At 59.0% G+C, this 26,115-nt stretch carries 25 protein-coding genes; 8 read left to right on the forward strand and 17 right to left on the reverse strand.

The features are described 5' to 3' along the window. The first annotated feature begins 107 nt into the window (after nt 1–107). The gene (locus GS620_RS16305) at nt 108–992 is read left to right on the forward strand and encodes a DMT family transporter (protein ID WP_171233177.1); all 885 of its coding nucleotides are present in this window, start codon (nt 108–110) and stop codon (nt 990–992) included. On the opposite strand, the gene uvrC is transcribed toward GS620_RS16305, so the two are convergent. From uvrC to GS620_RS16335, 7 genes are all read right to left on the reverse strand, one after another. Beyond that, nucleotides 989–2,851, reverse strand: coding sequence for an excinuclease ABC subunit UvrC (gene uvrC / locus GS620_RS16310; RefSeq protein WP_171616909.1), 1,863 nt, complete (start codon nt 2,849–2,851; stop codon nt 989–991). The two genes, GS620_RS16305 and uvrC, sit on opposite strands and share 4 nt — an antisense overlap. 290 nt (nt 2,852–3,141) lie before the next feature. Then, on the reverse strand, nt 3,142–3,921 hold the full coding sequence (locus GS620_RS16315; protein WP_171616911.1) for an SDR family oxidoreductase: 780 nt from the start codon (nt 3,919–3,921) through the stop codon (nt 3,142–3,144). A gap of 21 nt (nt 3,922–3,942) precedes the next feature. Further along, nucleotides 3,943–4,902 (reverse strand): calcium/sodium antiporter, encoded by a 960-nt coding sequence (locus tag GS620_RS16320; protein WP_171119832.1) that lies wholly within the window; start codon nt 4,900–4,902, stop codon nt 3,943–3,945. Further along, a complete protein-coding gene (locus tag GS620_RS22085; protein ID WP_253282532.1) occupies nt 4,902–5,093 on the reverse strand; it encodes a hypothetical protein in 192 nt (63 codons plus the stop codon). The genes GS620_RS16320 and GS620_RS22085 overlap by 1 nt, the downstream gene beginning before the upstream one ends. Continuing rightward, nucleotides 5,074–5,871 (reverse strand): S49 family peptidase, encoded by a 798-nt coding sequence (locus GS620_RS16325; protein WP_171171301.1) that lies wholly within the window; start codon nt 5,869–5,871, stop codon nt 5,074–5,076. Before GS620_RS16325 ends, GS620_RS22085 begins: the two co-directional genes overlap by 20 nt. A gap of 114 nt (nt 5,872–5,985) precedes the next feature. Continuing rightward, on the reverse strand, nt 5,986–6,747 hold the full coding sequence (locus GS620_RS16330) for an ABC transporter permease (RefSeq protein ID WP_171119787.1): 762 nt from the start codon (nt 6,745–6,747) through the stop codon (nt 5,986–5,988). Then, nucleotides 6,744–7,673 (reverse strand): ABC transporter ATP-binding protein, encoded by a 930-nt coding sequence (locus GS620_RS16335; RefSeq protein ID WP_171363511.1) that lies wholly within the window; start codon nt 7,671–7,673, stop codon nt 6,744–6,746. The genes GS620_RS16330 and GS620_RS16335 overlap by 4 nt, the downstream gene beginning before the upstream one ends. Nucleotides 7,674–7,838: 165 nt before the next feature. On the opposite strand from GS620_RS16335, the gene GS620_RS16340 reads away from it, so the two are divergent. Then, nucleotides 7,839–8,933, forward strand: coding sequence for a CaiB/BaiF CoA-transferase family protein (locus GS620_RS16340; RefSeq protein WP_171616913.1), 1,095 nt, complete (start codon nt 7,839–7,841; stop codon nt 8,931–8,933). Nucleotides 8,934–9,013: 80 nt separating this feature from the next. On the opposite strand, the gene hemE is transcribed toward GS620_RS16340, so the two are convergent. Next, the gene (gene hemE / locus GS620_RS16345; protein ID WP_171616915.1) at nt 9,014–10,048 is read right to left on the reverse strand and encodes a uroporphyrinogen decarboxylase; all 1,035 of its coding nucleotides are present in this window, start codon (nt 10,046–10,048) and stop codon (nt 9,014–9,016) included. Nucleotides 10,049–10,154: 106 nt separating this feature from the next. On the opposite strand from hemE, the gene hemC reads away from it, so the two are divergent. Continuing rightward, nucleotides 10,155–11,120: a hydroxymethylbilane synthase gene (gene hemC, locus GS620_RS16350; RefSeq protein WP_170346260.1), complete on the forward strand. Its 966-nt coding sequence runs from the start codon at nt 10,155–10,157 to the stop codon at nt 11,118–11,120. Between the two features lie 238 nt (nt 11,121–11,358). Here the strand turns inward: hemC and GS620_RS16355 are convergent, their stop codons facing one another. Genes GS620_RS16355 through GS620_RS16385 form a run of 7 tightly spaced genes read right to left on the reverse strand, consistent with a single transcriptional unit; the run spans nt 11,359 to nt 20,048 of the window. Continuing rightward, nucleotides 11,359–12,630: an aspartate aminotransferase family protein gene (locus tag GS620_RS16355; RefSeq protein ID WP_171616917.1), complete on the reverse strand. Its 1,272-nt coding sequence runs from the start codon at nt 12,628–12,630 to the stop codon at nt 11,359–11,361. 1 nt (nt 12,631) lies between these two features. Then, nucleotides 12,632–13,735: a mandelate racemase/muconate lactonizing enzyme family protein gene (locus tag GS620_RS16360; RefSeq protein ID WP_171616919.1), complete on the reverse strand. Its 1,104-nt coding sequence runs from the start codon at nt 13,733–13,735 to the stop codon at nt 12,632–12,634. Then, on the reverse strand, nt 13,732–14,838 hold the full coding sequence (locus tag GS620_RS16365; protein ID WP_171616921.1) for a mandelate racemase/muconate lactonizing enzyme family protein: 1,107 nt from the start codon (nt 14,836–14,838) through the stop codon (nt 13,732–13,734). Before GS620_RS16365 ends, GS620_RS16360 begins: the two co-directional genes overlap by 4 nt. Beyond that, nucleotides 14,835–15,941 (reverse strand): mandelate racemase/muconate lactonizing enzyme family protein, encoded by a 1,107-nt coding sequence (locus tag GS620_RS16370; protein WP_171616923.1) that lies wholly within the window; start codon nt 15,939–15,941, stop codon nt 14,835–14,837. The genes GS620_RS16365 and GS620_RS16370 overlap by 4 nt, the downstream gene beginning before the upstream one ends. Further along, on the reverse strand, nt 15,938–16,516 hold the full coding sequence (locus GS620_RS16375; protein WP_171171316.1) for a dimethylsulfonioproprionate lyase family protein: 579 nt from the start codon (nt 16,514–16,516) through the stop codon (nt 15,938–15,940). Before GS620_RS16375 ends, GS620_RS16370 begins: the two co-directional genes overlap by 4 nt. Continuing rightward, a complete protein-coding gene (locus GS620_RS16380) occupies nt 16,513–17,595 on the reverse strand; it encodes an alcohol dehydrogenase family protein (protein WP_253283968.1) in 1,083 nt (360 codons plus the stop codon). Before GS620_RS16380 ends, GS620_RS16375 begins: the two co-directional genes overlap by 4 nt. After that, nucleotides 17,595–20,048, reverse strand: a complete 2,454-nt coding sequence (locus GS620_RS16385; RefSeq protein ID WP_171616925.1) for an FAD-dependent oxidoreductase — start codon at nt 20,046–20,048, stop codon at nt 17,595–17,597. The genes GS620_RS16380 and GS620_RS16385 overlap by 1 nt, the downstream gene beginning before the upstream one ends. A gap of 68 nt (nt 20,049–20,116) precedes the next feature. On the opposite strand from GS620_RS16385, the gene GS620_RS16390 reads away from it, so the two are divergent. Genes GS620_RS16390 through GS620_RS16410 form a run of 5 tightly spaced genes read left to right on the forward strand, consistent with a single transcriptional unit; the run spans nt 20,117 to nt 24,089 of the window. Next, complete coding sequence (locus tag GS620_RS16390; protein ID WP_170346254.1) at nt 20,117–21,004, forward strand: MurR/RpiR family transcriptional regulator; 888 nt, start codon at nt 20,117–20,119, stop codon at nt 21,002–21,004. Continuing rightward, nucleotides 21,001–22,089, forward strand: coding sequence for an aromatic ring-hydroxylating dioxygenase subunit alpha (locus GS620_RS16395; RefSeq protein WP_152456721.1), 1,089 nt, complete (start codon nt 21,001–21,003; stop codon nt 22,087–22,089). The genes GS620_RS16390 and GS620_RS16395 overlap by 4 nt, the downstream gene beginning before the upstream one ends. A 19-nt stretch (nt 22,090–22,108) precedes the next feature. Beyond that, nucleotides 22,109–22,945, forward strand: coding sequence for a hypothetical protein (locus tag GS620_RS16400; RefSeq protein ID WP_171616927.1), 837 nt, complete (start codon nt 22,109–22,111; stop codon nt 22,943–22,945). Further along, nucleotides 22,942–23,688, forward strand: a complete 747-nt coding sequence (locus tag GS620_RS16405; RefSeq protein WP_253283969.1) for a sulfotransferase family protein — start codon at nt 22,942–22,944, stop codon at nt 23,686–23,688. Before GS620_RS16400 ends, GS620_RS16405 begins: the two co-directional genes overlap by 4 nt. Nucleotides 23,689–23,705: 17 nt before the next feature. Then, the gene (locus GS620_RS16410; RefSeq protein ID WP_171233193.1) at nt 23,706–24,089 is read left to right on the forward strand and encodes a carboxymuconolactone decarboxylase family protein; all 384 of its coding nucleotides are present in this window, start codon (nt 23,706–23,708) and stop codon (nt 24,087–24,089) included. Between the two features lie 7 nt (nt 24,090–24,096). Here the strand turns inward: GS620_RS16410 and GS620_RS16415 are convergent, their stop codons facing one another. Beyond that, entirely contained in the window at nt 24,097–25,716 is a 1,620-nt protein-coding gene (locus GS620_RS16415) for a hypothetical protein (protein WP_171616929.1), read from the reverse strand. Nucleotides 25,717–25,748: 32 nt separating this feature from the next. After that, complete coding sequence (locus GS620_RS16420) at nt 25,749–26,060, reverse strand: hypothetical protein (RefSeq protein ID WP_171171326.1); 312 nt, start codon at nt 26,058–26,060, stop codon at nt 25,749–25,751. Nucleotides 26,061–26,115: the final 55 nt, after the last annotated feature.

The following is a 26,115-nucleotide window of genomic DNA, read 5'->3' on the forward strand; positions in this document are numbered from 1 at the left end:
AAGCGCTTGGTCAAAGCGCCGCAGGCCCGACGTCTCAGAACAGTACCTCTTGGCCTTTCCCGGCTTTGCGGTCAGATTGCCGCGCAAGCCCAGCCGGAAAGAACCAGATGACAGCGCATATTCAAACCGACACACGGTCAAACATGATCGGCAGCCTCTGGATGGTCGCCGCGATGGCCGGTTTTGCGCTGGAGGATGCGATGCTGAAGGCAGCTTCAGCCGCGCTGCCGATCTGGCAGGTCCTGGTTCTTTTCGGCGCGGGCGGGTCGGTGATTTTCGCTGCGGTGGCCCGGGCCCGTGGGCAGCGGCTGCTGCAACCTGACGTTCTGTCCCGCCCGATGAAAATTCGGGTGCTGTTCGAGGTCTTTGGTCGGTTGTTCTATGTTCTGGCCATCGCACTGACGCCGTTGTCCTCGGCCACGGTGATCCTGCAAGCCACGCCTCTGGTCGTTGTTGCAGGCGCCGCGTTGTTCTTTGGCGAGACAGTCGGTTGGCGGCGTTGGAGCGCTATCTTTGTCGGCATGATCGGCGTTGTCGTCATCCTGCAACCCACCGGAGACAGCTTTTCGTTGCTGTCGATACTGGCGGTGCTGGGAATGCTGGGATTTGCCGGACGTGATCTGGCCAGCCGCGCAGCACCTGCCACGCTTGGAACCGAAGTCCTGGGGTTTTACGGCTTCCTCAGCATCATCGTGGCCGGGGTGGCCTATCGGTTTTGGGAGGGCGCGCCGATTGCACCGGTTGGCCTTCACACCAGCCTGCATCTGATCGGCGCGGTGCTGATGGGCGTAATCGCCTATGCGTCGCTGATGAAGGCGATGCGCACCGGCGAAGTGTCCGCCGTGACCCCGTTCAGATACACCCGGCTGTTGTTCGGCATTGGGCTTGGCGTAGCCATGTTTGGTGAGAGGCTGGATCCCAACATGTGGATCGGCAGCGCGCTGATCGTCGCGTCGGGCCTATATATCCTGTGGCGGGGCCGGCAAGCCTAGCCCTTGTCGTGGAAGAAATCGTAAACCTTCTGCGCCAACCCGGCCGAAATCCCTTCGACCGCTGTCAAATCGGCCAGATTGGCCCGGCTGACGGCTTTGGCGCTGCCGAAATGGGTTAACAGAGCACGTTTGCGCGCAGCCCCTACCCCCGGGATTTCATCCAACGGCGTTGCACCCACGGCCTTGGCGCGTTTCGCACGATGGGTGCCGATGGCGAACCGGTGCGCTTCGTCTCTGAGGCGTTGAATGAAATACAACACAGGGTCGTTGCGTTTCAGCGCAAAGGGGCGTTGGCCGATCCGGTGAAACTCTTCCTTGCCGTGGTCGCGGTCGACCCCCTTGGCGACGCCGACCATGGGAATGTCTTCGACCCCATGTTCGACCATGATCTGATGCACCGCGCTTACCTGCCCTGCGCCGCCATCAATCAGCAACAGATCGGGCCACAGCCCTTTGTCGCGGTCCGGGTCTTCCTTTTGCAGTCTGGTGAAGCGGCGGTTCAGCACCTCTTTCATCATGCCGAAATCGTCACCCGGTGTCAGGTCATCACCGCGAATGTTGAACTTGCGGTAAGCGTTCTTCATGAACCCCTCGGGGCCGGCCACGATCATGCCGCCGACAGCATTGGTGCCCTGAATATGAGAGTTGTCATAGACTTCGATCCGTCCCGGTGGACCATCCAGATCGAACGCCTCGGCCAGCCCGCGCAGCAACTTGGCCTGCGTGGCACTTTCCGACATGCGGCGGGCCAGAGCCTCGCGCGCGTTGCGCAAGGCACCGGCAACAAGTTCCTGTTTTTCGCCACGCTGCGGCACAAGGATTTCGACCTTGCGCCCGGCTTTCTCAGACAGCGCGTCCTGCATCAGATCCACGTTTTCGATTCCGTCCGACAGGATCAGCTGACGCGGCGGTTCCTTGTTGTCATAGAACTGGCCCAGAAAGGCCTCCATCACCTCGGCAGGTGAAACATCCGGGCCGACGCGGGGATAGAAATCCTTGTTGCCCCAGTTCTGGTTCGCACGGATGAAAAACACCTGCACGCAGGCCTGACCACTGTCCATATACAGGCCGATCACGTCCGCTTCGGCCACACCGCGCGGGTTGATGCCCTGAGAGGTCTGCACCTGCGTCAGAGCCCGGATGCGGTCACGCAGACCTGCGGCGCGTTCGAACTCCATCGCCTCGGATGCGGCCATCATCTGCTCGGCCAGTTCCTCTTGCACCTTGGTCGAGCGGCCCGACAGGAAGCGCTCGGCGTCCTTCACGCTTTCACGGTAATCCTGCTCTGAGATCAGGCCGACACACGGCCCGGAACACCGCTTGATCTGATATAGAAGGCATGGCCGCGTTCGGCTGTCGAACATCGAATCCGAGCAGTTGCGCAGCAGGAACGCTTTTTGCAACTGGTTCAGCGTCCGGTTCACCGCACCGGCACTGGCGAAGGGGCCGAAATAGGCACCTTTTTCCTTCTTCGCCCCTCGGTGTTTCTTGATCTGCGGAAAGTCATGATCCTTGGCGACCAGTATGTTCGGAAAGCTTTTGTCATCCCGCAACAATACATTGTACTTGGGTTTGAGCTGCTTGATCAGGTTCTGCTCCAGCAGCAGGGCCTCGGTCTCGGTTCGCGTGGTCAGGAACATCATCGAGGCCGTCGCGGCGATCATCTTTTCGATCCGCCCCGAATGACCCGGCCGTGTGTAATTCGACACCCGTGCCCTGAGATTTCGGGCTTTGCCGACATACAGAACCCGGCTGTCTGCATCGAGCATGCGGTAAACGCCCGGAGAACTGTCCAGCGTTTTTACATAGCGCTGAATGCAGGCATAGCCGGTGGGGGATGATTCGCTGTCGGTGGTCATGATCCTGAGATATGATTCTCTGGCAATGGCTGCAATCTCACGCCTTCCAGATCAAGAGAAAACAAATCCACGGTTTCTGTGGATAAGTGTGAAGATAAAATTCCGGAAGATCGGAAATCCCCTTGTTTCCTTGCCTTTTCCTTTACTTGCACAAAAAATAGGCAACTTATCAAGTACTTGTTCTTAAATGTTATTTTTTTGCATACTTAGCAAGTGTATGAAAAAAAAGACATTTTTGTAACGCGCGTGTAACACAATTGAGAGCGGTGCAAAACTTGCAGCAAAATTACTTATTCTACACCCAGAACATCCGGAGTTTTCCAACCCAGATGCTGACCGCCGTCCACACATAAAAGCTGTCCGGTGACCGCGTGTGCATCCAGAAAGTACCCAAGCGCAGCGGTTATGTCAGACGGGTTGGATCCCCGCTCCAAAACGGTATTTGAACGCTGTGCCTGGAAATGCTCTTGGCTTTGGCGGTGGCCCTGCATCGTGGGGCCCGGCCCGATCGCATTGACACGGATCGTCGGAGACAACGCCTGCGCCGCCGTTCGGGTCAGTGCCCACAAACCCATTTTTGCGATGGTGTATGACATGAACTCGGGCGTCAGTTTACGCACGCGCATGTCCACCATGTTGACGATAAGGCCGGTTGCAAGCGGTTCGCCCTTTTCATCTGTTCCGGCGCTCAGCCCCTGACCTGCCATGGCCTGCGTCAGCACAAAGGGCGCGCGCAGGTTGCTGTCGAGATGTCGATCCCAGCTTTGCCGGGTTGCCGTGCGGATGTTGTCGTATTCGAAGATCGATGCGTTGTTCACCAGACACGTAATTGGCCCGCCCAGCGCCTCGGCCGCTTTGGGCAGCAGCGCCTGAACCTGAGCTTCGTCCAGCAGATCGGCCTTCAGGGTCACGGATTTTCGGCCCAGGGTCTGTACCTCTGCCGCCGTCTCCTGCGCCGGACCTTCGGATGAGGCGTAATGCACGGCCACATCGAAACCTCGATCTGCCAGATACAATGCCATGGCCCGGCCCAGACGAATACCGGCGCCGGTGACTAGGGCTCGGGTCATGCTTCACCTCGTTTTGTCAGATCACACCAGCAATACGGTGACATAAAGCACATAAAGGAAAGTCAACACCAACCCCCAGATGCGCGAGATATCTTGTTTGAAAAATACAAACGGTATCAGCAGCAGCGATGCGCCCAGCATGACCCAAAGATCGAATTGCAGGAACTCGGGATCAACCGGGATACGACCAAACCAGGTTGCGATCCCGATGATGGCCAAAAGGTTGAACATGTTCGAACCGATCACGTTACCCAGCGCAACGTCGGCCTGTCTGCGCAAAGCGGCCATAACTGTTGTCGCCAATTCGGGCAAAGACGTTCCAACTGCGATCAACGTCAAACCAATGACCGTCTCACTGACCCCGTAGGTCCGCGCGATGATCGTTGCGTTATCTACCAAAAGATGCGCACCCATTGGCAGACCAATCAGCCCGAGGATCAGATACACCGACACCTTCCAATAAGGCATATCAGGATCAGCTTCTTCCAGCCCCTCAAGCTCTTCGTCCACACAGGCTTCACCGCAGGCTTTGCGATGGGCTTTTGCCTCGCGGAAGGCGTTCAGAAGAACAAGACCCAACGCCGCCAGCAAGATCAGGCCGCTGAAGAACGTGAACGTTCCCAAGAATGCCAAACCAATGAACAGAACCGTCGCCATCAGCATGAAGACATAGTTCCGGCGGCTGTTGCATTCACTGGTGTGTAGAGTCGCCAGAAGCGCGGGAAGGCCCAGAACCAGCAAAATATTCGCCGTGTTTGATCCGACCACATTGCCCAGTGCGATACCGGGGGCGTTCTCTTTCAAAGCGCTGATGGCAATCAAAAGCTCAGGCGCGGACGTTCCGAATGCCACAATCGTCAGGCTGACGATCAACGCAGGAACGCCCAGGCGCAGGCTCAGGTTCACGGCACCACGCACAAGGGCGTCGCCTGCCAGCAGCAGAATCAACAGACCCAGACCGGACAACAGCCATGTGGTAATCAAGTCCGGCCTCCTTTTTCACAGGCGCAGGGGCCTTTGCCGATACGATACCGACCGCAGCGCGGACATTTCGCCGAACTCAATTTCTTTTGTCCGGGAAAGCGAAGCTTACCGAACATTGCCAATACGCCCATGGCAATCAGGAAAAGGGTGACGGCCTTGATGATCACGTCACAAACCGAAACGCGCATATGCTGCACGCTCCTCCAGGCCAGCAATGGCATCCTGTGCGAAGCTGGCCCCAAAACGCGTCCAGATCGGTTTGCGCACACCGTAGCGGCGGAACTTGACCTTGTCGCCAAAGCGTTCCTGCATCTTGGGCTTGAGATGAGCGATGCCATCAATCAGGCCCAATTCTTGCGCGCGGCGCGCCAGCCAAACCTCACCGGTGAACAAATCTGCACTTTGATCCAGCTTGTCCCCACGTCGCGCTTTGACATGATCAATGAAGTTTTCGTGGATATCCCCCAGCAAACCTTGCAGGCGGGCCACATCCTCTTTCTTTTCCGGCGCAAACGGGTCCAGCATGGATTTCGACTGGCCCGCCGTATGCACGCGCCGCTCAAACCCTTGCCGCGCCAGAAAGACATGCGCGCCAAACCCGGCCGAGATTACACCGATTGACCCAAGAACCGAACTATCATCGGCCCAGATCTCGTCCGCTGCGGCAGCCAGCCAATAGCCGCCGGAGGCCGCAACATCCTCGACAAAGGCAATCACCGGCACATCCAGCTCTTCCGACAAACGCCGGATGCGGGCACCGATCAGCGAACTTTGCACAGGGGACCCGCCCGGGGAATTAAGCTCAATCGCCACGGCGGCTGGTTTTCCCTTGCGAAACGCTTTTTCCAGAACAGGCGCCAGGGTTGTGTCGTTCAACGCCCCACGCCCCGCCATTCCAATGGAACCGGACAAACGGACAACGGCCACGCAAGGGTGCTTTTTTACGAACGGCAGGCTGAGCTTCATGGGTGCCGATGTAGAGTGCCCCCAACCCGTAAACAAGGGACTCTGCCGGCGTTAAACGCGACGTGAACCAAATTCACACACCCGATGGGCAAAAATGCAACGCCTTGGCGAGGGTCAGCTGCGAATGCGCCAGCCGGTTTTGAATATCCAGCCGATAACCGCCAGGCACAGAGCTGTAAACGCGACAATGGCAAGAAGGCTGAAAACGATCGGCACATCTGCCAGCCCGTAAAAGGACCAGCGGAAACCCGAAATCAGATAGACCACGGGATTGAACAGCGTGATGGTCTGCCACAATGGGGGCAGCATAGAAATCGAATAAAACGTACCCCCCAGAAAGATCAGTGGCGTCACCACCAACTGCGGCACCAGCGACATCTGCTCGAAGTTGCTGGCCCAGATGCCGATGATGAATCCCAGCAACGAAAAGCTGAGACAGGACAGGATCAGAAACGCGGCCATGGCGAATGGATGCTCGATCCGAATATCGACGAAAAACGTCGCGGTGACCAAAATCACCAACCCCACGAACAACGCCTTGGTTGCGGCGGCACCGACATATCCGATCACGATCTCGATGAAATTGACCGGAGCGGACAACAGCTCGTAGATGGTGCCCAGAAACTTGGGGAAGTAAATTCCGAACGACGCGTTCGAAATCGACAGCATCACCACCGACAACATGATCAGCCCCGGCACGATGAATGCACCGTATGAAACGCCCTCGACCTCTTGGATACGGCTGCCGATGGCGGTGCCAAACACCACGAAATAAAGCGACGTGGACAGAACCGGCGACAGAAAACTCTGTGCCAGAGTTCGAAAGAAACGGGTCATTTCGAACCGGTAGATGGCAGCGATCGCGGTCCAGTTCATGCGGCCTCTCCCGATACCAGATTGACAAAAATCTCTTCCAGGCTTGATTGCCTGGTCTGTACGTCGCGCAACACCAACCCGGCCTCGGACACGTCATTCAGCAAGGTCGTTATGCCGGTACGATCCGCATTGGTATCGTAGGTATAGATCAGACAATCACCTGCGCCGTTGAGGGCCAGATTGTGGCTGACCAGACTATCGGGAATTCGGTCGATGGGTTCGGTCAGCATGACTTCGATCTGCTTTTTTCCCATCTGCGACATGAGTGTGTCTTTGTCCTGCACCAGCAAAAGCTCACCCTTGTCGATGACGCCGACACGATCCGCAATCGCTTCTGCTTCTTCAATGTAATGGGTGGTCAGAATGATGGTGACACCGTCCCGTTTCAGTTCCGCCACAAGCTCCCACATGTCCTTGCGCAACTCGACATCCACTCCGGCAGTCGGCTCGTCCAGAAAAAGCACACGGGGTTCATGGGCCAGGGCCTTGGCGATCAGCACCCTCCGCTTCATGCCGCCGGACAATTCCTTGATCGCGTTGTTGCGCTTGTCCCACAGGGACAGCTTGCGCAAAATCTCTTCGATCCGCGCGTTGTCCTTGCCAAGCCCGAACAGCCCGCGCGACAACCGGACCGTGTTCCAGACCTTTTCAAACGGTTCCAACGCGATCTCTTGCGGTACAAGCCCTATCATCCTGCGCGCTGCGCGATAATCGGACTGTGTGTCATGCCCGCCAACCGTGACCACCCCCGAGGTCGGAGTCGTTATTCCACAAATCGTCGAAATCAGGGTTGTCTTTCCGGCGCCATTTGGTCCCAGAAGCGCAAGTATCTCACCCTCTTCAATATCCAGAGACACACCTTTCAGCGCCTCGAACCCATCCGCGTAAGACTTGCGAAGGTTTTTGATGGACAAAATGGTCGTCATATCCGTTCCCCGTTCCGACCGAGACCCTATCGCGCGGAACCAGCCTGTAACAGGTCAATTTCGCACAACGGGCTGCGCATTCTGTAATGGTTGTCAGAACCATGCTCAATTCCAACTTGCAATCCGTCAACCCACCCGCAAACTCTGCCACAACGGAGGGCGCCGATGCTGAATGGAATACGCATAGTCGAAATCGAAGGGCTGGGCCCCGGCCCGTTTGCCGCCATGCAGTTAGCTGATCTGGGCGCCGACGTCATCACGATCCACCGCAAAGGCCAGGCAGTAACACCGGGCATGCCGGACAACTCGCTTCTGGACCGCGGCAAACGATCGATCGCGCTTGATCTGAAGGATCCCGAAGATCTGGCGACCGCCCGTCGCCTGATTGACACGGCAGATGCACTGATCGAAGGCTTTCGCCCCGGCGTGATGGAGAAACTGGGACTTGGCCCGGATCTGTGCCTGACCCGCAACCCAAAACTGATATATGGCCGCATGACAGGCTGGGGGCAGGATGGTCCGCTGGCCGACACGGCTGGGCATGACCTGAACTACATCGCCTTGTCCGGTGCGCTCTGGTACGCCTCTCTCCCGGATCAGCCGCCTCAAACCCCTGCAACCCTGGTCGGCGATATCGGCGGAGGCGCCATGTACCTTGTCACGGGCATCCTGGCAGGTTTGATCAACGCACAAAGAACCGGGAAAGGCACCGTGGTCGACGCCGCTATCTACGACGGCTCGGCCCATATGATGAACCTTCTGATGACCATGCGCCAAACCGGAAACCTGTCTGAAACCCGCGGCCAAAGCCTGTTGGACGGTCCGCATTGGAGCCGAACCTACACCTGCGCGGACGGCGGATTTGTTTCGGTCCAATGCCTTGAACCAAAATTCTACGCCCGATTTCTTGAAATCCTGGGCCTGTCCCGGGACCCGGCGTTCCAACAACAATACACCCGCAAGCTCTGGCCCGACCTGACCCGGCGCCTGGCCAAAATCTTCTCGTCCAGGCCGCGCGACCATTGGGCCAAACTGTTCGACGGTTCAGACGCTTGCGTCGCACCGGTACTCAGCCCCGACGAGGCCACAGCCCATCCGATGAATGCGGCTCGTCAATCCTGGCGCCAGGCTGACGGCACCCTACAGGCCGCCGCCGCCCCACGCTTCTCCACACACCAGTGGCAACCAAAGCCCAGCCCGGAGCGCGGACAACACACCGCCGAGATCCTAAACGAACTCCAAGCCCCGGAAAGCACCTGACACACTCTTCATCTGGCCAGAAATACCCCGGGGGTGAATTGGCCAGCGGCCAAGAGGGGGCTGGCACCCTCCCACGCGTTCTACCCGCCGCGCACCGTGTCGATCATCAGCTGAACGTTGTCCGGGTCGGCATCCGGAGTGATCCCATGGCCGAGGTTGAAAATATGCGGCCCTGTGGAAAACGCCTCAACGATGCGCCGGGTCTCATCCACCAGCGCCTGCCCGCCGGTAACCATGTGCGACGACGCCAGATTGCCTTGTACACAGCCATCAATCTGCACGTTCTCAGCCGCCCATTCGGGCGACACGGAATTGTCCAGCGCCACGCAATCCACGCCGGTCGACCTTGCAAACCCGACATACCCGTCGCCTGCTTCCCGCGGAAATCCAATCACGGGGATACCGGGGTGACGTTCCTTGATGGCTTGCGTGATCACCCGGCACGGCTCGACCGCGTATTTGCGGAAAGCTTCGCCCCTCAAAGACCCCGCCCAACTGTCAAATATCTTGACCACCTCGGCTCCGGCGTCGATCTGAGCGGACAGATATTCAATCGTTGCCGCGGTGATGCGGTCCAACAGCGCCTCGAACAAAGCGGTATCACCTTCGCGCAGCGCATGCGCGGGACCCTGATCCGGCGTGCCGCGCCCTGCAATCATGTAAGTGGCCACAGTCCACGGCGCACCTGCGAATCCGATCAAGGTGGTTTCCGACGGCAATTCCCGCGAAAGAATGCGCACCGTCTCGTAAACCGGGGACAATGTCTCGTGAATTGCGTCAACGGGTTTCAACGCATCAAACTCGGCCTGCTGCGTGATGGTGGACAAACGCGGGCCTTCACCTGTCACGAACCAAAGGTCAGCCCCCAGCGCCTGTGGCACCAGAAGGATGTCGGCAAACAGGATCGCCGCATCGAACCCATATCGCCGAATTGGCTGCAAGGTAACTTCTGCTGCCAGTTCAGGATTATAGCACAGTGACAGGAAATCCCCGGCCTGAGCACGTGTGGCCCGGTATTCCGGCAAATACCGACCCGCCTGACGCATCATCCAGATCGGCGGCACATCCTGTACTTCGCCCGCCAGCGCCCGCAGCAGCTTCTTTGTCTCGGCCATGTTTGTCCCCAGCATTCAGGTTTTGGCAACGGGTCGTCCTTCGGCGGCAATTTGTCAAGCTCAGCCCCCATTGTCAGGGCAATGTGACGCGACTAAAGCTGTGCACATGACTTTGACCCTGCCCACCCCCGCATCGCCCCTCAGAATCGGCACCCGTGGTTCGCCACTGGCTCTGGCTCAGGCCTATGAAACGCGCCAGCGCCTGAGCGATGCGTTCGATCTGCCACAGGATGCGTTCGAAATCGTGGTGATCAAGACGACCGGTGACAATCGCGCCATGATCGACGCGGATCGACCGCTGAAGGAAATCGGCAACAAGGGCCTGTTCACCAAGGAAATCGAAGAGGCGATGCTGCGCGCCGAGATCGACATCGCCGTGCATTCAACAAAGGACATGCCCGTTGAACAACCCGAAGGGCTGGTCCTGGACACGTTCCTGCCGCGCGAGGATGTGCGCGACGCCTTCATCTCTCCGCGATTGGGCTCGATCCACGATCTGCCCGAAGGCGCCGTGGTGGGCACCTCGTCTTTGCGACGCCGTGCGCAGCTGCTGAACCGGAGGCCGGATCTGAAAGTGGTCGAGTTTCGCGGAAATGTGCAGACACGGCTGAAAAAGCTTGAAGACGGGGTTGCCGATTGCACGTTTCTGGCAATGGCAGGCATTCGCCGTTTGGGAATGGATGAGGTTCCGGCCAGCGCCATCTCTCCTGACGACATGCTGCCGGCAATCGCGCAGGGTACCATCGGCATCGAACGGCGCAGCAACGACATGCGCGCAGCCGAAATGCTTGAAGCGATTCATCATACCGAAACGGGATACCGCCTGGCGGCCGAACGCACATTGCTGGCTGCGCTGGACGGGTCCTGCGAAACCCCGATCGCCGGCCTTGCCGAACTGGACGGCGACACCCTAAGGTTGCGGGGCGAAGTGCTGCGCCCGGACGGAACGGAAACCGCCAGCAGAGATATGACCGGCCCCGTCAAGGATGGGCCTGAGATGGCCCGCGCGATGGCGGCGGAACTGCTTGAACAGGCGGGACCTGATCTATTCGATTGGAAAAATTCAAAATAAATTTGCTTAGTGTGAACTTGATCACTGTAGCAGGCGGAACAATCAGGCATTACTGTGACATACCGAAGAGGAAGTCGGGCCAGTCTCGAAAGTATCGAAAAGTTTTCAGATTGCCGGTGTTTTAATCAGTATTCGAGGGGGCGAGACTGACCCCCGGCTTCCAAAGGTAGAGGGTCGCTGTTGGGTTCAACAGCGACCCGTTTACGTTGTGGCAGAATACGTTGTACCCGACCCGCGTTCAGGAAATTGCTTCGACTGCGTAACGAACGGCCTCTCTGGTCTGATCCAGATCCGCTTCGGTAACCGCCAGCGACGGGTACAGTTTGCCCGGAGCCTTGAAGACCCCATGCGCCCGCAACGTTGCATTGTAAGTGGCGTTGCGCTGCGGGTCATCATGGTTTGCGCTGCGATAATCCCGACATTCGGCCTTGGTGAAATAAATGTCGAACAAGGTCTCGTCACCGCAGATGCGATGGGCAATGCCTGCTTCGTTCAAAGCGTCCGTTTGCATCTGTTGCAACTGCTTCCCAATCGAGCGCAGGTGCTCATAGGTGCCGTCGCGCCGCAAAACCTCCATCGTCTTCAGCCCCGCCGCTGAGGCAACGGGGTTGCCGGACAAAGTGCCCAACTGCATCAGCCAGCCCTGTTCTCCGACTTTCGATTTGTCGAAATGCTTCATGATCTCGGCACTGGCGCCCAGCGCGGCCAGAGGAAAGCCACCACCGGTGATCTTGCCAAGCGTACAGATATCCGGGGTCACGCCATATCGCTCTTGTGCGCCGCCGTAAGCCAGACGGAACCCGGTGACGATCTCATCAAAAATCAGCAGCACACCAAATTTGTCGCACAAGGTCCGCAAGCCCTGCAAAAACCCCGGTTCGGGCGGGATGATCCGCTGCAAGGGTTCGACCATGATGGCTGCGACATCGTCATGCTCATCCAGCAACGCTGCCACCGCCTCAAGATCATTGAAAGGCGCGATCAGCATCTGCTCGGCCACGCTTTGGGGGATACCGGCACTGTCGGGAACGGCCTGAGGGAAATTGACCCGACGGCTGGGGGCCAGGCTCATCTGCGCCTCGGCGCTCATACCATGATACCCCCCTTCGAACTTGAGGATCTTGTCGCGCCCGGTATAGGCACGCGCCAGCCGCATGGCGTACATGTCTGCCTCGCCCCCAGAGGCAACAAAACGCACCTGCTCGCAACAGGGAACGGCTTCGATGATGGCCTCGGCCAGTTCGATGCCCTTGCTGTTGTTGGCGAAGAAGGTCATGCCTTTGGGCAGTTGTTCCAGCACCGCTTCCATCACCTCGGGGTGGCCATGGCCCAGCAACATCGGACCGGACCCGATCAGATAGTCGATATATTCGTTCCCGTCCTCGTCCCAGACATGGCTGCCCTCGCCACGGGCGATGATGATACCCGGATCGAAGTTGCCGAAACCGCCGGCAGGCAAAACTTCGTTTGCACGCGCTATCCACTCGGACTGTGTCTGGATCTTCAGCATCTCAATCAATCTCCAAAATCGGGGCGCCAAGAATTTCGAGGTCAGGTGTCACACCTAAACCCGGGCCTTCGGGCGGGGCAATCCGACCGTTTTCACGGTTTGGTGCGTCAGGGCACAGGCGCGGGGCAACGTAAGAGGACAAGTCGCATGTGTTCATCAGCGATCCATGCGGGGTTGAAGCAGCAAAATGCAACGAGGCCGCCGTGACGATATCCGATCCCCAGGTGCATTCCGCACAAATCTCGGCGCCCAGCTGAACGGTCAGATCGCGCGCACGGCGCATCGCTGACAGACCGCCGAATTTCGACAGCTTCAACGCAACTGCATCCATGCACCCCAATTCATGCGCCCGCATCAGCGATGCAAGATCAAAGGCGTTTTCGTCGATCTTCATGGGCAGACCCGTCGACTGACGAACAGCGGCACAGTCTTCCAGCGTCTTGCAGGGCTGTTCCAGCATCACATCCAGATGCGCGACCGCGCGTCCGGTTCGGGTTGCCTGAAGGCGCGATGCCCCGCAGTTCCAGTCACCATACACAAGCGGTCCGGTTCCCACGGCTTCGCGCACTTTGATCAGCCGCTCGGCGTCGGCTTGCCAATCACCCTCGACACCCAGCTTGACCTGGAATTGCCGAATGCCCGTCTGGAAGGCTGCCTTGGCGATGCGCGCCATTTCGTCCGGCGCGATACATGTGATCGAATGATAAAGCGGCATATCCGCCCGTGTCCGCCCGCCCAGCAACGCGTAAACCGGCACCCCCGCCGCGCGACCGAACAGATCCCACAGCGCAATGTCGACGATCGATTTCGCGTAGCTGTGGCCTTGCAGAAACCCGTCCAGCTTTCGCATCGGTGCGTCGACCCCAATTGGCGAAATCCCGAGGATCTCGGGGCCCATTTCAGCGATGGCCGCCGGTACTCCATTTGCATAGGCGGGCAGATAATGCGGGATCGGGCAGACCTCGCCCCAACCCGTCAGACCTGTATCTGTCTCAAGGCGCAGGATATGAGACGTCACGGTCGCGCAGGTCTTGCCGCCGGCCATGTGATAGGTTTCATGGCTGGTCAGATCGACGGACCAGAGTGTTATCTTGTCAATTCTCAAGCATATTCTCCCACTGGATCACCCAATGCGGCTTCGTCCGGATGCACGCCCAGCCCCGGCGCTTCGGGCAGATGCAGATGGCCATCGACGTTGCGGGGCCCTCGACCACCTGCAACATCAACCGTGATCATGTCCTGACAGGCCCAAACCGCGTGGCAATGGTCATCTGGGATCGTGGCGGCCAGATGCAGCGCCTCGGTATCGGCCAGAACCGTTCCGCCGGTGGCCATCACGAACATGTCTATTCCATGGGCCAGCGCGATATCGCGCATCCGCGCGGCCTTGGTCAAACCGCCCACGCGATTCAGCTTGATCCCGAATATCTGGGCCAGACCATCGTGGGCAATCCGGACGGCATCCTGCAAGGTCACAAGGGACTCGTCCACAGACACAGGGGACGCATGAAGCCCCGAGATCGCCGCGATATCATCCAGTGTTTCGCAGGGTTGCTCGAACATCACGTTCAGGTCTTCGCAGGTGCTCATCACCCGCAAGGCCTGCTGGCGCGTCCAGCCACGGTTGACATCATACAGAACAATCTCTCCGGGCTGCCGGATGCTTTCCACATCCCGCACACGGGCCATGTCCCGCTCGACATCACCGCCGATCTTCACCGAATGCGCGACATAGCCGCGCTTGCGATACCGCTCCATGACCTCGCGCGTTTCCTCGACGGTTTTTGCCCCGACCGAGGACGCAATCGGGCGCGGTGTCCGCGATCCGCCGCCCATCAGATCGGCAATCGGCAAGCCCGCCGCCTGACCGGCAATATCCCAGCAGGCCATGTCTATGGGGCTTTTAGCATAGAGATGTCCGGGCAAGGCTAGATCCATGGCCCGTTCCACGTCCAGCACGCGACGCGGATCAAGGCCCAGGATGAAGGGGGCCATCGTTTCGATCCCGGCCCGGATGCCCGGCCCGTGCGCGGGTACATAGGTGTGCCCCCAGGGCGTGCCCTCGCCCCAGCCGACCAGACCGGTATCGGTTTCGAGCTTGACCAGCGTCGCATCAAGCGTTTCGAACTTCAGGCGCCCCCCTGAAAGCCAATAGGGATGCTCGAGCGGCAAATCGACCTGAAAAACGGTAATGGTTTCAATCTTCATAAAGCATACTCCGCCACGGGTGCGCCGAGGCTTTCAAAATCGGGGGTTACACCCAATCCCGGCGTATTGTTTGCATAAAGCTTTCCGTCTTTCACGACAGGACCGCCGACGCCCGTAGATCGCGTGTTGTAGTTCATCAGATCCGTGGTGTTCTGCAGGTATTCAGGCGGGGTCGACGCCGCAAAATGGGCGACAACCGAAGACGTGATCTCTCCTCCCCAGGTGTCTTCGCTGACCACAGGGATGCGGTTGTCGATCAGGTAATCCCGTACCCGCCGGGCTTTGCTGATGCCACCAAGGTTCGAGATCTTGAGACAACAAATCTCTGCCCCCCGGTCTGCGACGATACGCTGGGCCATATGGATCCCGGTCACGCATTCATCCAGCTTCAATGGCTGCTCGGCAATCCGGCGCACTTGCTGGCATTCCTCATACGTGCGGCAAGGTTGTTCGAGAATGAAATCCAGATCCCGGGTCTCGCGTGCAACGCGGATCGCATCGTCCACGCGCCAGCCCTGATTGGCATCGGCCATGGCTTTCTCGCCGGGTTTCAGCAACGGTACAGTGGTGCGTATCCGGTCAATGTCACTGGCCCAGTCGCTGCCCACTTTGATCTGAAACTGCCGATAACCCTGTTCCCGGTACCGGTCCATCTCGGCCACGGTTTCCTCGACCGCTTTCTGCGGAGCGACCCGGTACATTGGCGCGCCATCCGTCAGCTTGCCGCCCAACAGCATCCAGACCGGCTGATCACACGCCTGACCCAGGATATCCCAGCATGCCGCATCGAACGGCGCCTTGGCATAGCCATGCCCCTGTACCAGATGGTCCATCAGGTGCTCGATCCGCCCCACCTGACGCGGATCCTCGCCCAGCAGTTTGCCGGCGACGAGACGCGCCAGCGCAGCCACACCTTCGGAATGGGCCACCATGTAGTTTTCGCCACAGGGCGTGAACTCACCGCAGCCCCGCAAACCCGCGTCAGTGTCGATTACCACCACCGATGCGATGGCAGTTTCAATTGCGTTTCCCGCACCCCAGGCATAGGTACCGCCGACATAGGGAAGCCCGGTCTGGTAAATTCGGATGCGGGTGATTTTCATGCGGCGTCCATTCTGGGCAGGTCGCCCATCCCTTCGCCTCGCCACAGGACAAAGGTCAGGATCGGTTGGTCCGTCGTTATCATGGCGTGGCTTTGCCAGCTTTTGTGCTGTCGTGTCTGGTTCGGGCCGACGAAGGTTTCATCCTCGTCGCTTCTAAAAACTGCTCCGCCCGCAAGGGTCAGATACAGCTCTTCCGCCTGATGGCTGTGCCAGTCATAATCCAGACCCGCGCCCCAATATCCCACGTAGCCGCGCAATTGGGTCGAGTGGAAATGCCCGGTCGGTCCGAACAGTTCGTAATACCCGTACCGATTCAGGAAATCCGCACCGACTTCCTCTTCGGTATATGTGTGTTTCCATTCCGCCAGATGCGCGCTGGCCTTGATCGCCGCGACCAGATCACGGGTTGGCGCCACGCCATCAAGGCCAAAATCGCCCACCAGATTGGTCGCCGGAATGTGAGCAGGCTGCAAACCCGTCGGTGTCAGATCGTCCGGCCATGATGCAAACGCGGCAAGGTCAGGATGCGCCTGATGCAATTGGCGGGCCGCCTCGAGAACATCATCCAGCGTCATGGCACCACCACGATATTGCCGGTGTGCTGTTTGGCGATGAACGCCGCTTGAGCTTCCCGCAACTCCTCCAAAGGATAGGTTGCGGCCAGAGCCGGCTTGATTTCGCCGGCTTCAATATATGCCACGAGGTTCTTCATGACCTCGGGTCCGATCACGGTCGAACCGGTGAAGGTCAGATCGCGCAGATAGAACGTCCGAAGGTCAAGTTCGACCATCGGACCTGCAATGGCCCCCGAACAGGTGTAGCGCCCGCCGCGCTCCAGTACGTCGATCAGGTTCGGCCAGTAAGGGCCACCGACCACATCGGCGACCACGGTGATCTTCTCGTCGCCCAGCGCCGACCGCAGATCTTCAGGTGTGCGGGGCAATATCACATCAGGGCCAAGATCGGCGACGTCGGCGTGTTTGGATTCGGATGCCATCGCAATCACACGCGCGCCACGGCGTTTGGCCAATTGAACCAAAGCACCACCCACCCCGCCAGAGGCACCGGGCACAAGAACGGTGTCTTTTTCCGTCACGTTGGCACGGGACAGCATCCCTTCGGCGGTGGAGTAAGAACAGGAGAACGTGGCCAGTTCGGCATCCGATAGTTCCGAAGTGATCGGCACCGCATTGACCGCCAGAGTCGTGGTGTATTCAGCGAACCCGCCATCGCGTTCCGAACCAAAATACCCTGTCTTGTTCATGTTGCCGGGATCAGCCGGATCTCGCAGCCAGCCATCCGTGATGACACGCTCGCCGATACGAGCGCTGTCCACGCCCTCGCCAACGGCAACGATACGGCCGCAGACATCTGCGCCCTGAATGCGCGGGAAGGTGATCGGGTTGCCACCCCATGTCGGGTCTTCTTCACCAACTTCCTCGAATGCGCCACCGGTGGTCGCATCCGTGACGGTCTTGGAATACCAGCCGGACCGCGTATTGACGTCGGTATTGTTCAGGCCGCAGGCTGCGACCCTGATCAGAACTTCACCGGCCGCGGGTTCGGGGCGCGGCCAGTCTTCCTGCATCACCATCTGTTCCAGACCACCATGGCCCATTGTGACCATGGCTCTCATCGTATCGGGCAGGCTCATCAAGCGGTCTCCAGTATGGCGTCACTGCGGGGCAGCAAACTGTCGGGGTCGTAAGCAGGTTTGTCCAGAACACGGGCGGCACGGGGTTGGCCATGGATCACGACCTCCAGCTGTGTCCCGGCCTTGGCCGCTTCGGGTTTGAGGTATGCAAAGGCCAGAATCTTGCCGACGGTGTGGCCATAAGCGACCGACGCCGTGGACCCGACGACGCGCCCGTCCAGCAGCACCGCCTCTCCGCCATGCCCATCAATCTCTCCATCCGGTTCAATTGAAAGATAGGCACAGATCCAGGGCAGATCGGTGTTGAGCGTCTTGTCCTTGCCCAGATAATCCTTGTCGGTGCGCGCAAAACGCAGCACGTCGGCCTCGGCCAGAGTAACCTCGTTGGTCAACTCGCCCGCGCCTTTGAAGCCCTTCTCCATTCGCATCACGTTCATGGCAAAGCTGCCGTAGTCGGTGATGCCATACGCCTCACCTGCCGCCCAAAGCGCGTTGTAGACGTCGAGGCAGGCGGCGTTCGGCATGTGCAGTTCCCAGCCCAGCTCTCCGGCATAGGACATGCGGAAGGCCCAGACTTTATGGCCCGCGATGGTGACTTCCTGCGCGGAAAGCCAGCGGAACCCGGCATTGGTCAGATCGGCATCGGCACAGCGCGCCAGCACGTCCCGCGATCGAGGACCGTTCAGCGACAGGGCCGACCAGTCTGCGGACAGGGCATTTACCTGCACATCCTCTTCCGCGCGCTGCTGCTCCAGATGATCCAGCAGGCGCTGTTCGAAGAAGGCCGCACAAACCAGATAAAAGCGGTCGTCGGCCATGCGGACAATCGTGGTCTCCAATTCGATACGGCCGCGGCGGTTCAGCATATGGGTCAGCGTGATCGAGCCTACCTTTTGCGGCATCCGGTTGGCGGTCAGCCGGTCCAGCAGAGCGTAAGCGTCCGGACCCGTGACATCGACCTTGGTAAAGGCGGTAACATCCATGATGCCGACGCTTTCGCGCACCGCTTTGACCTCAGCCGCGGCCATGTCGTCAGCGGGGGTGCGGCGGAAGGAATAGTGGTCGCGCTGCTCCACACCGTCCCGCGCGAACCAGCGGGGGCGCTCAAAACCATAGACCTCTTCATGCACCGCACCCTTGGATTTCAGCAGTTCATACAGCGGCGACGGCTTGATGGGTCGCCCCTCCAAACGGTTGAAATGCGGGAAGGGAATTTCGTGGCGCAAGCAGTAATCTTCCTCGGCCTTGATCACCTGCCAATCCTTGGTCGCATAGCTGCCGAACCGGCGCGGATCGAATTCGCGCATCGAGATATCAGCCGCACCATGCACCATCCACCGCGCCAGTTCGCGGGTCAGACCCGGCCCCCAGCCGATGCCGATCTGCGTCCCGCAGCAGCACCAATAATTCCGCACACCCGGCGCTGGTCCGATCAGAGGGTTGCCATCCGGCGGGTGCGAGATCGCCCCGTGCACGTCGCGCTGAATGCCCAGTTCGGCAAAGATCGGCATCCGGTTCAGGCTTTCCTCAAGCCACGGCATCACCCGGTCGTAATCCGCGTCGAACAACCAGTTTTCGTATTCCCATGGGCAGAGATCATGCCAGACCGAGTTCGGGTTCTCTTTTTCGTAAATCCCGATCAGACCGCGCTGCTGCTCCATCCGGATATAGCCCGAGACCTTGCGGTCATCACGGATCACCGGCAGTTCGGTGTCCAGGTTCTGGAATTCAGGCACCGGTTCGGTCACGAAGTAATGGTGCGTCATCGAGGTCATCGGCAGTTGCAGCCCCGACCACTCGCCCATTTGCCTTGCATAGGTGCCGCCTGCATTCACCACATGCTCGCAGGTGATGGTGCCTTGCTCGGTCTCAACCACCCATTCGCCATTCTCGGCTTGCGTGATGTTGGTGGCGCGGCAGCTGCGAAAGATGCGAACGCCTTTTTGCCGTGCTCCAGCGGCCATGGCCATGGTCACATTGGTCGGGTCCACATGCCCGTCATCCGGCGTATGCAGCGCGCCCAGAACGCCCTCGAGATTGTAGAACGGATGCAGTTCAGCCACCTTTTCGGGGCCGACAAGCTCGATATTGAAGCCCAGAGACCGACCAACCGACAAGGTGTGGCGCAGCCAGTCCATCTCATCCTCGGTATAGGCCAGACGGAACGAACCGCAGCCATGCCATGTGACGGGCTGGCCGGTTTCGGCCTCCAACTGACCAGAGTACAGGCCAATATTGTAATCCACGCATTTGCCCAACCCAAAGCTGGACGTCGAATGCGTGATCTGCCCTGCTGCATGCCAGGTGCTGCCGCTGGTCAACTCGGCCTTTTCCACCAGGACGGTGTCAGCGCCCCACCCTTCATGCGCCAGATGATAGGCCAGACCGACCCCCATGACACCTCCGCCCACGATGACCACGCGGGCATGTGACGGCAGATTCTTCTCGGACATGATTTTTCCTCTTCCCGAGTCGCGTTTCTGCTCGACAGGCTAATTCCACAAATGTACCATCGTCAATCATGAATGACACAAATGTATCATCAACCGTCCTCGACCGCCTGAGCCGGGAATGGGACGCCCTCACCCCCGAGGCACAGAAAGCCGCGCGCTACGTGTTGGAGAACCCAACGGATGTTGGGGTCTCGACCGTGCGCGAGATTGCCGAGGCGGCCAAGGTCAAACCCAATACTTTCGTGCGTATGGCCCGGCAGGTGGGCTTCGAAGGGTACGAAGATTTCCGGGCCCCGTTCCGCGAAGCGATTCGACGGGGCAACGTGTCGTTTCCCGACCGCGCCCGTTGGCTGCAAGAGATCGGCAAGTCAGGTGAGCTGGGTGGGCTTTATGCCGATATGGTGGGTGCGGCGATCCGCAATATTGAAGACACCTTCGCTGGAATTGATGAAACGAGCCTGAAATCCGCCGCCGAGGATATCTGGAACTGCCGCCAGATCTTCACGCTGGGCGTTGGCGTCAACAACTCGAACGCGCGGAATTTCACCTATCTTGCGTCAACCGGGATGAAGCAGTTCCACGCGATTCCACGCCCCGGCTCGACCCCGGTGGATGATCTGGCCTGGGCCGATGAACAGGACGTGCTGATCGCGATCACCTGCCACCCCTATCGCACCGAAGTCATCGAGGCGATCAAGCTGGCTCGTCAACAGGGCCTGACCGTCATCGGTATTTCCGACAGCCCGGCCAGCCCGGTGATCCTGAACGCCCATCACGGTTTTGTCGTCGCCGCCGACACGCCGCAATTCTTCCCGTCATCCGTTTCGACGATTGCCTTGCTGGAAACTCTGCTGTCCTTCGTGATCGCCGTGTCCAGCGATGAGATCGTCGAGCGGGTGGAACGGTTTCACCAACGCAGACACCAACTTGGCCTCTACGCGGAGGAGCCCGAATGAACGCACCCCTGACCCACTCACTGGACGCGCGATACTATGTCGACCCTGCGATTTTCGAGCAGGAAATGCAGGGGCTTCTGGCCCGAACGTGGCAGTTTGCGGGCCATGTCGCGCAGGTCCGGGAAACGGGGGATTACTTTGCGTTTGAGATCGCCGGCCAGAATCTGTTCTGCATTCGCGGCCGCGACGGCGAAATCCGCACCTTCTATAACGTCTGCCAGCACCGCGCCCATGAAATGGTCACCGGCGCAGGCAACACGCGTGTCGTCGTCTGCCCCTACCACGCCTGGACTTATGAGCTGTCCGGCCAATTGCGCGCCGGACCGAACATCAAATCCGTCCCCGGGTTCGACCGCAGCGCGATCTGCCTGACCTCGGTGCGCACCGAAGTGTTCAACGGTTTCATTTTCGTCAACCTCGATGACGACGCCGCGCCGATGGATGAATGGTACCCCGGCGTGCGCGAGGAAATCCGCGCATTCGTTCCGCATATCGACGATCTGGAACCGCTGGAATGGGTCGAGATCCCCGAAAACTGCAACTGGAAGGTCAGCGTCGAGAACTACTCGGAATGCTACCATTGCCCGACCAACCACCCGACCTTTGCCGAAGGTGTGGTGAAGCCCGAGACCTATGACATTCAGCCCGACGCGGGCGGCGGCTACGTCCTGCGTCACACGACGGAATGCCAGAGCCTCGACAAGATGACCTACCCCATCGACCTGTCGGTACCGCACGCGGGCGATTACCAATCGTGGTTCCTGTGGCCGATGTTCTCGTTCCAGTGTTACCCCGGCAATGTGCTGAACACCTATCACTGGCGCGCGGTTGATGCCGATCACTGCACCGTCTGGCGCGGCTGGTACACCGAGGGAGGCTCGGACAGTGCGGTCATCCGGCAACTGGCGGTCCAGGACCGTGAAACGACGGTCGAGGAAGACATCCGCCTTGTGGAATCAGTTCATCGCGGGCTCAAGTCGCGGGGCTATCGCCCCGGACCGCTTGTTCTGGATCCGGGCTGTGGGGTGATGTCGGAACATTCCATCGCGCGGCTTCAGCAATGGATGCGCGAGGCTGTGGATTAGTGGCCGAGGTTGCACGCTGATGCTGATGCCTGAAGTCTGGCGCCCGGAACACAAACTGTTCCGCCATCAGGTCGGGTTCACCTGCCCGCCGTTCGACTTTGACGCCGCGCCCTCGGATTTCCTGCGCATGTGCCCCGAAACGGTGGGCGTTCACGGGTGGATGCTGCATGTGCCGGATTATGTGCACGGGTTGGATCAGCGGAAACAGAACTTTGGCATGCTCGAAGACTTCGTGCACTGCATGTCCCGCAACGGTGTGGATGTCTGCGGTCAGGTCGGTTCGAACTGGGTCCATGCCTGCGGGCTGGGCGTGAAAGGCGTTCGGCAACACTGCGAAACCCTGTCAGACAAATATGGCACCCGCTTTCACATGGCGGGATATGCCATGGTCGAGGCCTTGCGTGACCTGAATGTCGAAAAGGTTGCCCTGAACGCCGCCTATCATTGGCCGGAATGGTGGCAGGGCACGGTCGGTTTCTTGAAAGAAGCCGGGTTTGATGTGGTCTGGGCCGGGAATTTCCACGATCAGGGCTGGTTCGACAGTCAGGAAGAAGTCAATTCCTGTCGCTGGGTCTTTGACGGCGATCTGGCGCTGAAAAGCTTTGAATATGTGGCCGACAAGGCACCTCGGGCCGAAGCGATCCTGATCAATGGCATGTGCAATTTCCGCACCGGACCCGGAGGCTTGCCCCAGCGCCCGCTGCATCTGGCCGATACGCTAGAAGACGCGCTGGGCAAACCGGTGATCGGCCACGACATCGCGCTTTACTGGCGCATCTTCAAATCCCTCGGTATCGCACCCGACAAACCGCACGGGCAATTGCTGAAACGTCTTGAGTTATTCGAGAGGCCATGACCATGCACAAAATCCTCGCGCTCTGGGCCGTGCCCAGATCCACGTCAACCGCATTCGAGTGGATGATGCGGCAACGCGGTGATCTCGACTGCCTGCACGAGCCCTTTGGCGAGGCGTGGTATCAGGGTGAAGACCCGCTTTGGCATCGGTTCCAACCGGGTGATGTGACAACACCGGGCCTGACACTGGACAGCGTGTGGCTGGACATTCAGCAGCGGGCGAAACGGGGGCCGGTCTTTCTCAAGGATTTTCCGCATTACATCAACCACATGTGGGATGCCGAGTTTCTGTCGCATTTCACCCACGCCTTCCTGATCCGGGACCCGGCCAAGACCATCACTTCGATGTACAAGCAATGGCCGGACTTTGCCGAAGGCGAGGTTGGCTTTCCCGAACAGCGCGCGCTGTTCGATCTGTTGACGGCGTTGAACGGAACGCCGCCGCCGGTCATTGACAGCGATGACCTGCTGGAAGACCCACACGGCATGACCCGGGCCTTCTGTGACGCGGTGGGAATCCCATTCATCCAAGAGGCGCTGACATGGGAACCGGGCGGTGATCCGTCCGCCCTCAGTTGGTGGGACGGTGGGTCGTTCCATGGCAACCTGGCGAAATCGACCGGGCTTGCCCCGCAGCCCCGCACGCATATCGACATCGCGGACGCGCCAGACCGCGTGAAACAGGTGCACCGCAGGATGAAACCGCATTACGATCACCTTTACAGACACCGCCTGACACACTGACACACCGGAGACCCGCAATGGCCGACATTTTCGACGAAGACCTGTTTCTGAAAGGACTCGAGCAAAGGAAGAACACGCTGGGCGCAGAGTATGTGGAAAAAAACCTTGCTGCCGCCGACGAGTTCACCCGCCCGTTTCAAGAAGCCATGACGGCCTGGTGCTGGGGGTTTGGGTGGGGCGACGACGTGATCGACGCCAAGACCCGGTCGATGATGAACCTGTCGATGATCGGTGCACTGGGCAAGATGCATGAATGGGAAATCCACTGCCGGGGCGCCATCAACAACGGGGTTTCAAAGGAAGAAATCCGCGCCATCATCCACGTGGTCGGGATATATTGCGGTGTTCCTCAGGCGCTGGAGTGTTTTCGCGTGGCCCGCAAGGTGCTGGAAGAAACCTGACGACCCGTCACAGACCAGCCGCCGACAACAGCCGCACGCCTTTCTCGTAGTGTTGCCTGTTCTTGAAACAGCCGGGCCAGGCCCAGCGTTCGGCCGAAAAGCCCGGCTGCAATTCCAGAATCTGCCGGGCATGTCGACGCGCCAGGGAATGGTTCCCGGCAGCGGCGGACAGCATGCACAGCACGACCCTGGGACGAACGCGTCCGGGGTCAACCCGCAACACGTTATGGGCATGCTGCCACGCGGCCTTGTCCCCGGTCATCATCATTGCAATTGCCAGATTTGCTTCGATCCAAATGGGCGGATGCGGCGTCAACGCCAACGCTTTCTTGCAGACCGAAACACCTTCTTCAGCCCGGTCATCATACACCAACAGGATGCCGTAATATCCCAACAATTCCGGGCTTCCGCTGAAACGTTCCACGACGGCAAGCATCAAGCTGCAAGCCTCTGACGTGTTGCCGGCAACACTGTGGGTAAAGGCATGGAGGGCCGAGCAATACGGGTCAGTCGGGTTCAGATCGCTCAGCTTTTTGCATTCGGCCTCTACCATTGCCAGCGTCTCGGCCGGGTTTGCATCCATGCCCAGGCGGATCATGTCCAAATGACAGAAACCGATCGCCACACGGGCCGGCAGGTATCCGGGGTCAAACTCGAGACAGGCGCGGTATTGACGGATGGCATCCTGCAACCCGTCTTCCGTTGCCTGGCTTTCCAATATGCGCGCTTTCTGGAACGCAGACCAGGCCTCGGTCGAAGTGACACGGCTTGACCAGATTTCTGACCAATACCCGTCGCGCAATCGCAGTTGGAGCGCCTCGACGACCTTCATGGCGATTTCTTCGACCGCGTCGAATGTTTCCTTCGCACGAAAGCGGAACCGCTGTGTCCAAAGGCACACCTGATCCGCGGTTGACGTCAATTGAGCGGCCACCCGCAAGCCTTCCGCGCCAACCACGCTGCCGCTGAGAACATAACCTTCAACCGGGCCTTCCTGCCTGCGCGCGTCACGCAGTTCGATTACGTCGGACATTGTGCCGAGAAGAAACATGAGTTCGTCTCGTATGGAGGAGGCAGCGATGCTGATATCCGGCGTTTCCCCGACAACTTCAAAAGGCTCAACCACAACCGCTGGACGCAAACGCCCCCAATGCACCGGTAAACCGCGGCCCGCCAGAACCGGTCCGTCTGAGTCTGTATCGATGTCCCAATAGGCCTGCCGTTCAACCGTCAGCCATGCCTCGAACTCGGGGTCGGCAACGTCCAACCCTTCCAGCAATTCAGCCCGATCGGGACTGAGCTGCTCGTCAAACAGATCAACCTCGACTGCTGCCAGATTGATCGACACCGTTTCACGGGTGATTTCAAGAATATCAAGTTTGTGCTTGGAAAAGTGCTTGCTGAGAACACTCAGCTCTTTGCGCAGCGACGCCGCGCCTTGTGCGGGCGAACTCTCGCTCCAGAGCTTGTCCTGCAACCAAGCCCTGCTGCGTATCGCGTTTTTCGACAGAAGCACCAAAGCAAGAAGAGCTTTCGCTTTGGTGCCCCGAGGCGTCACATCCTGACCGTCGTCACGGATAATCTGAAACGGTCCGGTCAAAAAAACCTTGGTTTTTGCCTCAGTCACTAACGGCCCTCAAAAACGTTCGGGGGTTGTCGTTAACCGCTGCATCCAAATATGACGATACCGCCCATCGCTTCATAGGCCAGTTTGCAGCACCATGACTCGTGATCGGGGTTCGGATCCGGCTTTTTGTCACTCAGGTCCGGAACAACGATATGAACCAGATCCTTGGTGTCATAGACAAACCTGACCTCTGGATTACCACTGTCCGCAAGGATTTCTTGAATTTTGCGTTCCGCCGCGTCCTGATCATCTTGCGACCCCAACGCACGGCCGCGCGCGGCATTCAGAACTTCGCACCCCAAGTCTTTCAACGAATAATTCGGGTTGATTGTCAAACGAGCCATGTAAAATCTCCTTCTCAAACAACAATGCCCACTTGTATACCCCGTTATATGCTTA

The organism is Ruegeria sp. HKCCD6428, assembly GCF_013110595.1.
GTDB lineage: Bacteria > Pseudomonadota > Alphaproteobacteria > Rhodobacterales > Rhodobacteraceae > Ruegeria.

Excerpts from the sequence above, each read along its gene's own strand:
- GS620_RS16325 (WP_171171301.1), bottom strand. The coding sequence starts at position 5,871 with ATGAAGCTCAGCCTGCCGTTCGTAAAAAAGCACCCTTGCGTGGCCGTT.
- uvrC (WP_171616909.1), bottom strand. The coding sequence starts at position 2,851 with ATGACCACCGACAGCGAATCATCCCCCACCGGCTATGCCTGCATTCAG.
- GS620_RS16375 (WP_171171316.1), bottom strand. The coding sequence starts at position 16,516 with ATGACGCTGGATGATGTTCTCGAGGCGGCCCGCCAATTGCATCAGGCG.
- GS620_RS16400 (WP_171616927.1), top strand. The coding sequence starts at position 22,109 with ATGCTGATGCCTGAAGTCTGGCGCCCGGAACACAAACTGTTCCGCCAT.
- GS620_RS16315 (WP_171616911.1), bottom strand. The coding sequence starts at position 3,921 with ATGACCCGAGCCCTAGTCACCGGCGCCGGTATTCGTCTGGGCCGGGCC.
- GS620_RS16385 (WP_171616925.1), bottom strand. The coding sequence starts at position 20,048 with ATGTCCGAGAAGAATCTGCCGTCACATGCCCGCGTGGTCATCGTGGGC.
- GS620_RS16380 (WP_253283968.1), bottom strand. The coding sequence starts at position 17,595 with ATGAGCCTGCCCGATACGATGAGAGCCATGGTCACAATGGGCCATGGT.
- GS620_RS16355 (WP_171616917.1), bottom strand. The coding sequence starts at position 12,630 with ATGCTGAAGATCCAGACACAGTCCGAGTGGATAGCGCGTGCAAACGAA.
- GS620_RS16390 (WP_170346254.1), top strand. The coding sequence starts at position 20,117 with ATGAATGACACAAATGTATCATCAACCGTCCTCGACCGCCTGAGCCGG.
- GS620_RS16395 (WP_152456721.1), top strand. The coding sequence starts at position 21,001 with ATGAACGCACCCCTGACCCACTCACTGGACGCGCGATACTATGTCGAC.
- GS620_RS16340 (WP_171616913.1), top strand. The coding sequence starts at position 7,839 with ATGCTGAATGGAATACGCATAGTCGAAATCGAAGGGCTGGGCCCCGGC.
- GS620_RS16420 (WP_171171326.1), bottom strand. The coding sequence starts at position 26,060 with ATGGCTCGTTTGACAATCAACCCGAATTATTCGTTGAAAGACTTGGGG.
- GS620_RS16330 (WP_171119787.1), bottom strand. The coding sequence starts at position 6,747 with ATGAACTGGACCGCGATCGCTGCCATCTACCGGTTCGAAATGACCCGT.
- GS620_RS16365 (WP_171616921.1), bottom strand. The coding sequence starts at position 14,838 with ATGAAGATTGAAACCATTACCGTTTTTCAGGTCGATTTGCCGCTCGAG.
- GS620_RS22085 (WP_253282532.1), bottom strand. The coding sequence starts at position 5,093 with ATGCGCGTTTCGGTTTGTGACGTGATCATCAAGGCCGTCACCCTTTTC.
- GS620_RS16305 (WP_171233177.1), top strand. The coding sequence starts at position 108 with ATGACAGCGCATATTCAAACCGACACACGGTCAAACATGATCGGCAGC.
- hemC (WP_170346260.1), top strand. The coding sequence starts at position 10,155 with ATGACTTTGACCCTGCCCACCCCCGCATCGCCCCTCAGAATCGGCACC.
- GS620_RS16370 (WP_171616923.1), bottom strand. The coding sequence starts at position 15,941 with ATGAAAATCACCCGCATCCGAATTTACCAGACCGGGCTTCCCTATGTC.
- GS620_RS16335 (WP_171363511.1), bottom strand. The coding sequence starts at position 7,673 with ATGACGACCATTTTGTCCATCAAAAACCTTCGCAAGTCTTACGCGGAT.
- hemE (WP_171616915.1), bottom strand. The coding sequence starts at position 10,048 with ATGGCCGAGACAAAGAAGCTGCTGCGGGCGCTGGCGGGCGAAGTACAG.
- GS620_RS16405 (WP_253283969.1), top strand. The coding sequence starts at position 22,942 with ATGACCATGCACAAAATCCTCGCGCTCTGGGCCGTGCCCAGATCCACG.
- GS620_RS16410 (WP_171233193.1), top strand. The coding sequence starts at position 23,706 with ATGGCCGACATTTTCGACGAAGACCTGTTTCTGAAAGGACTCGAGCAA.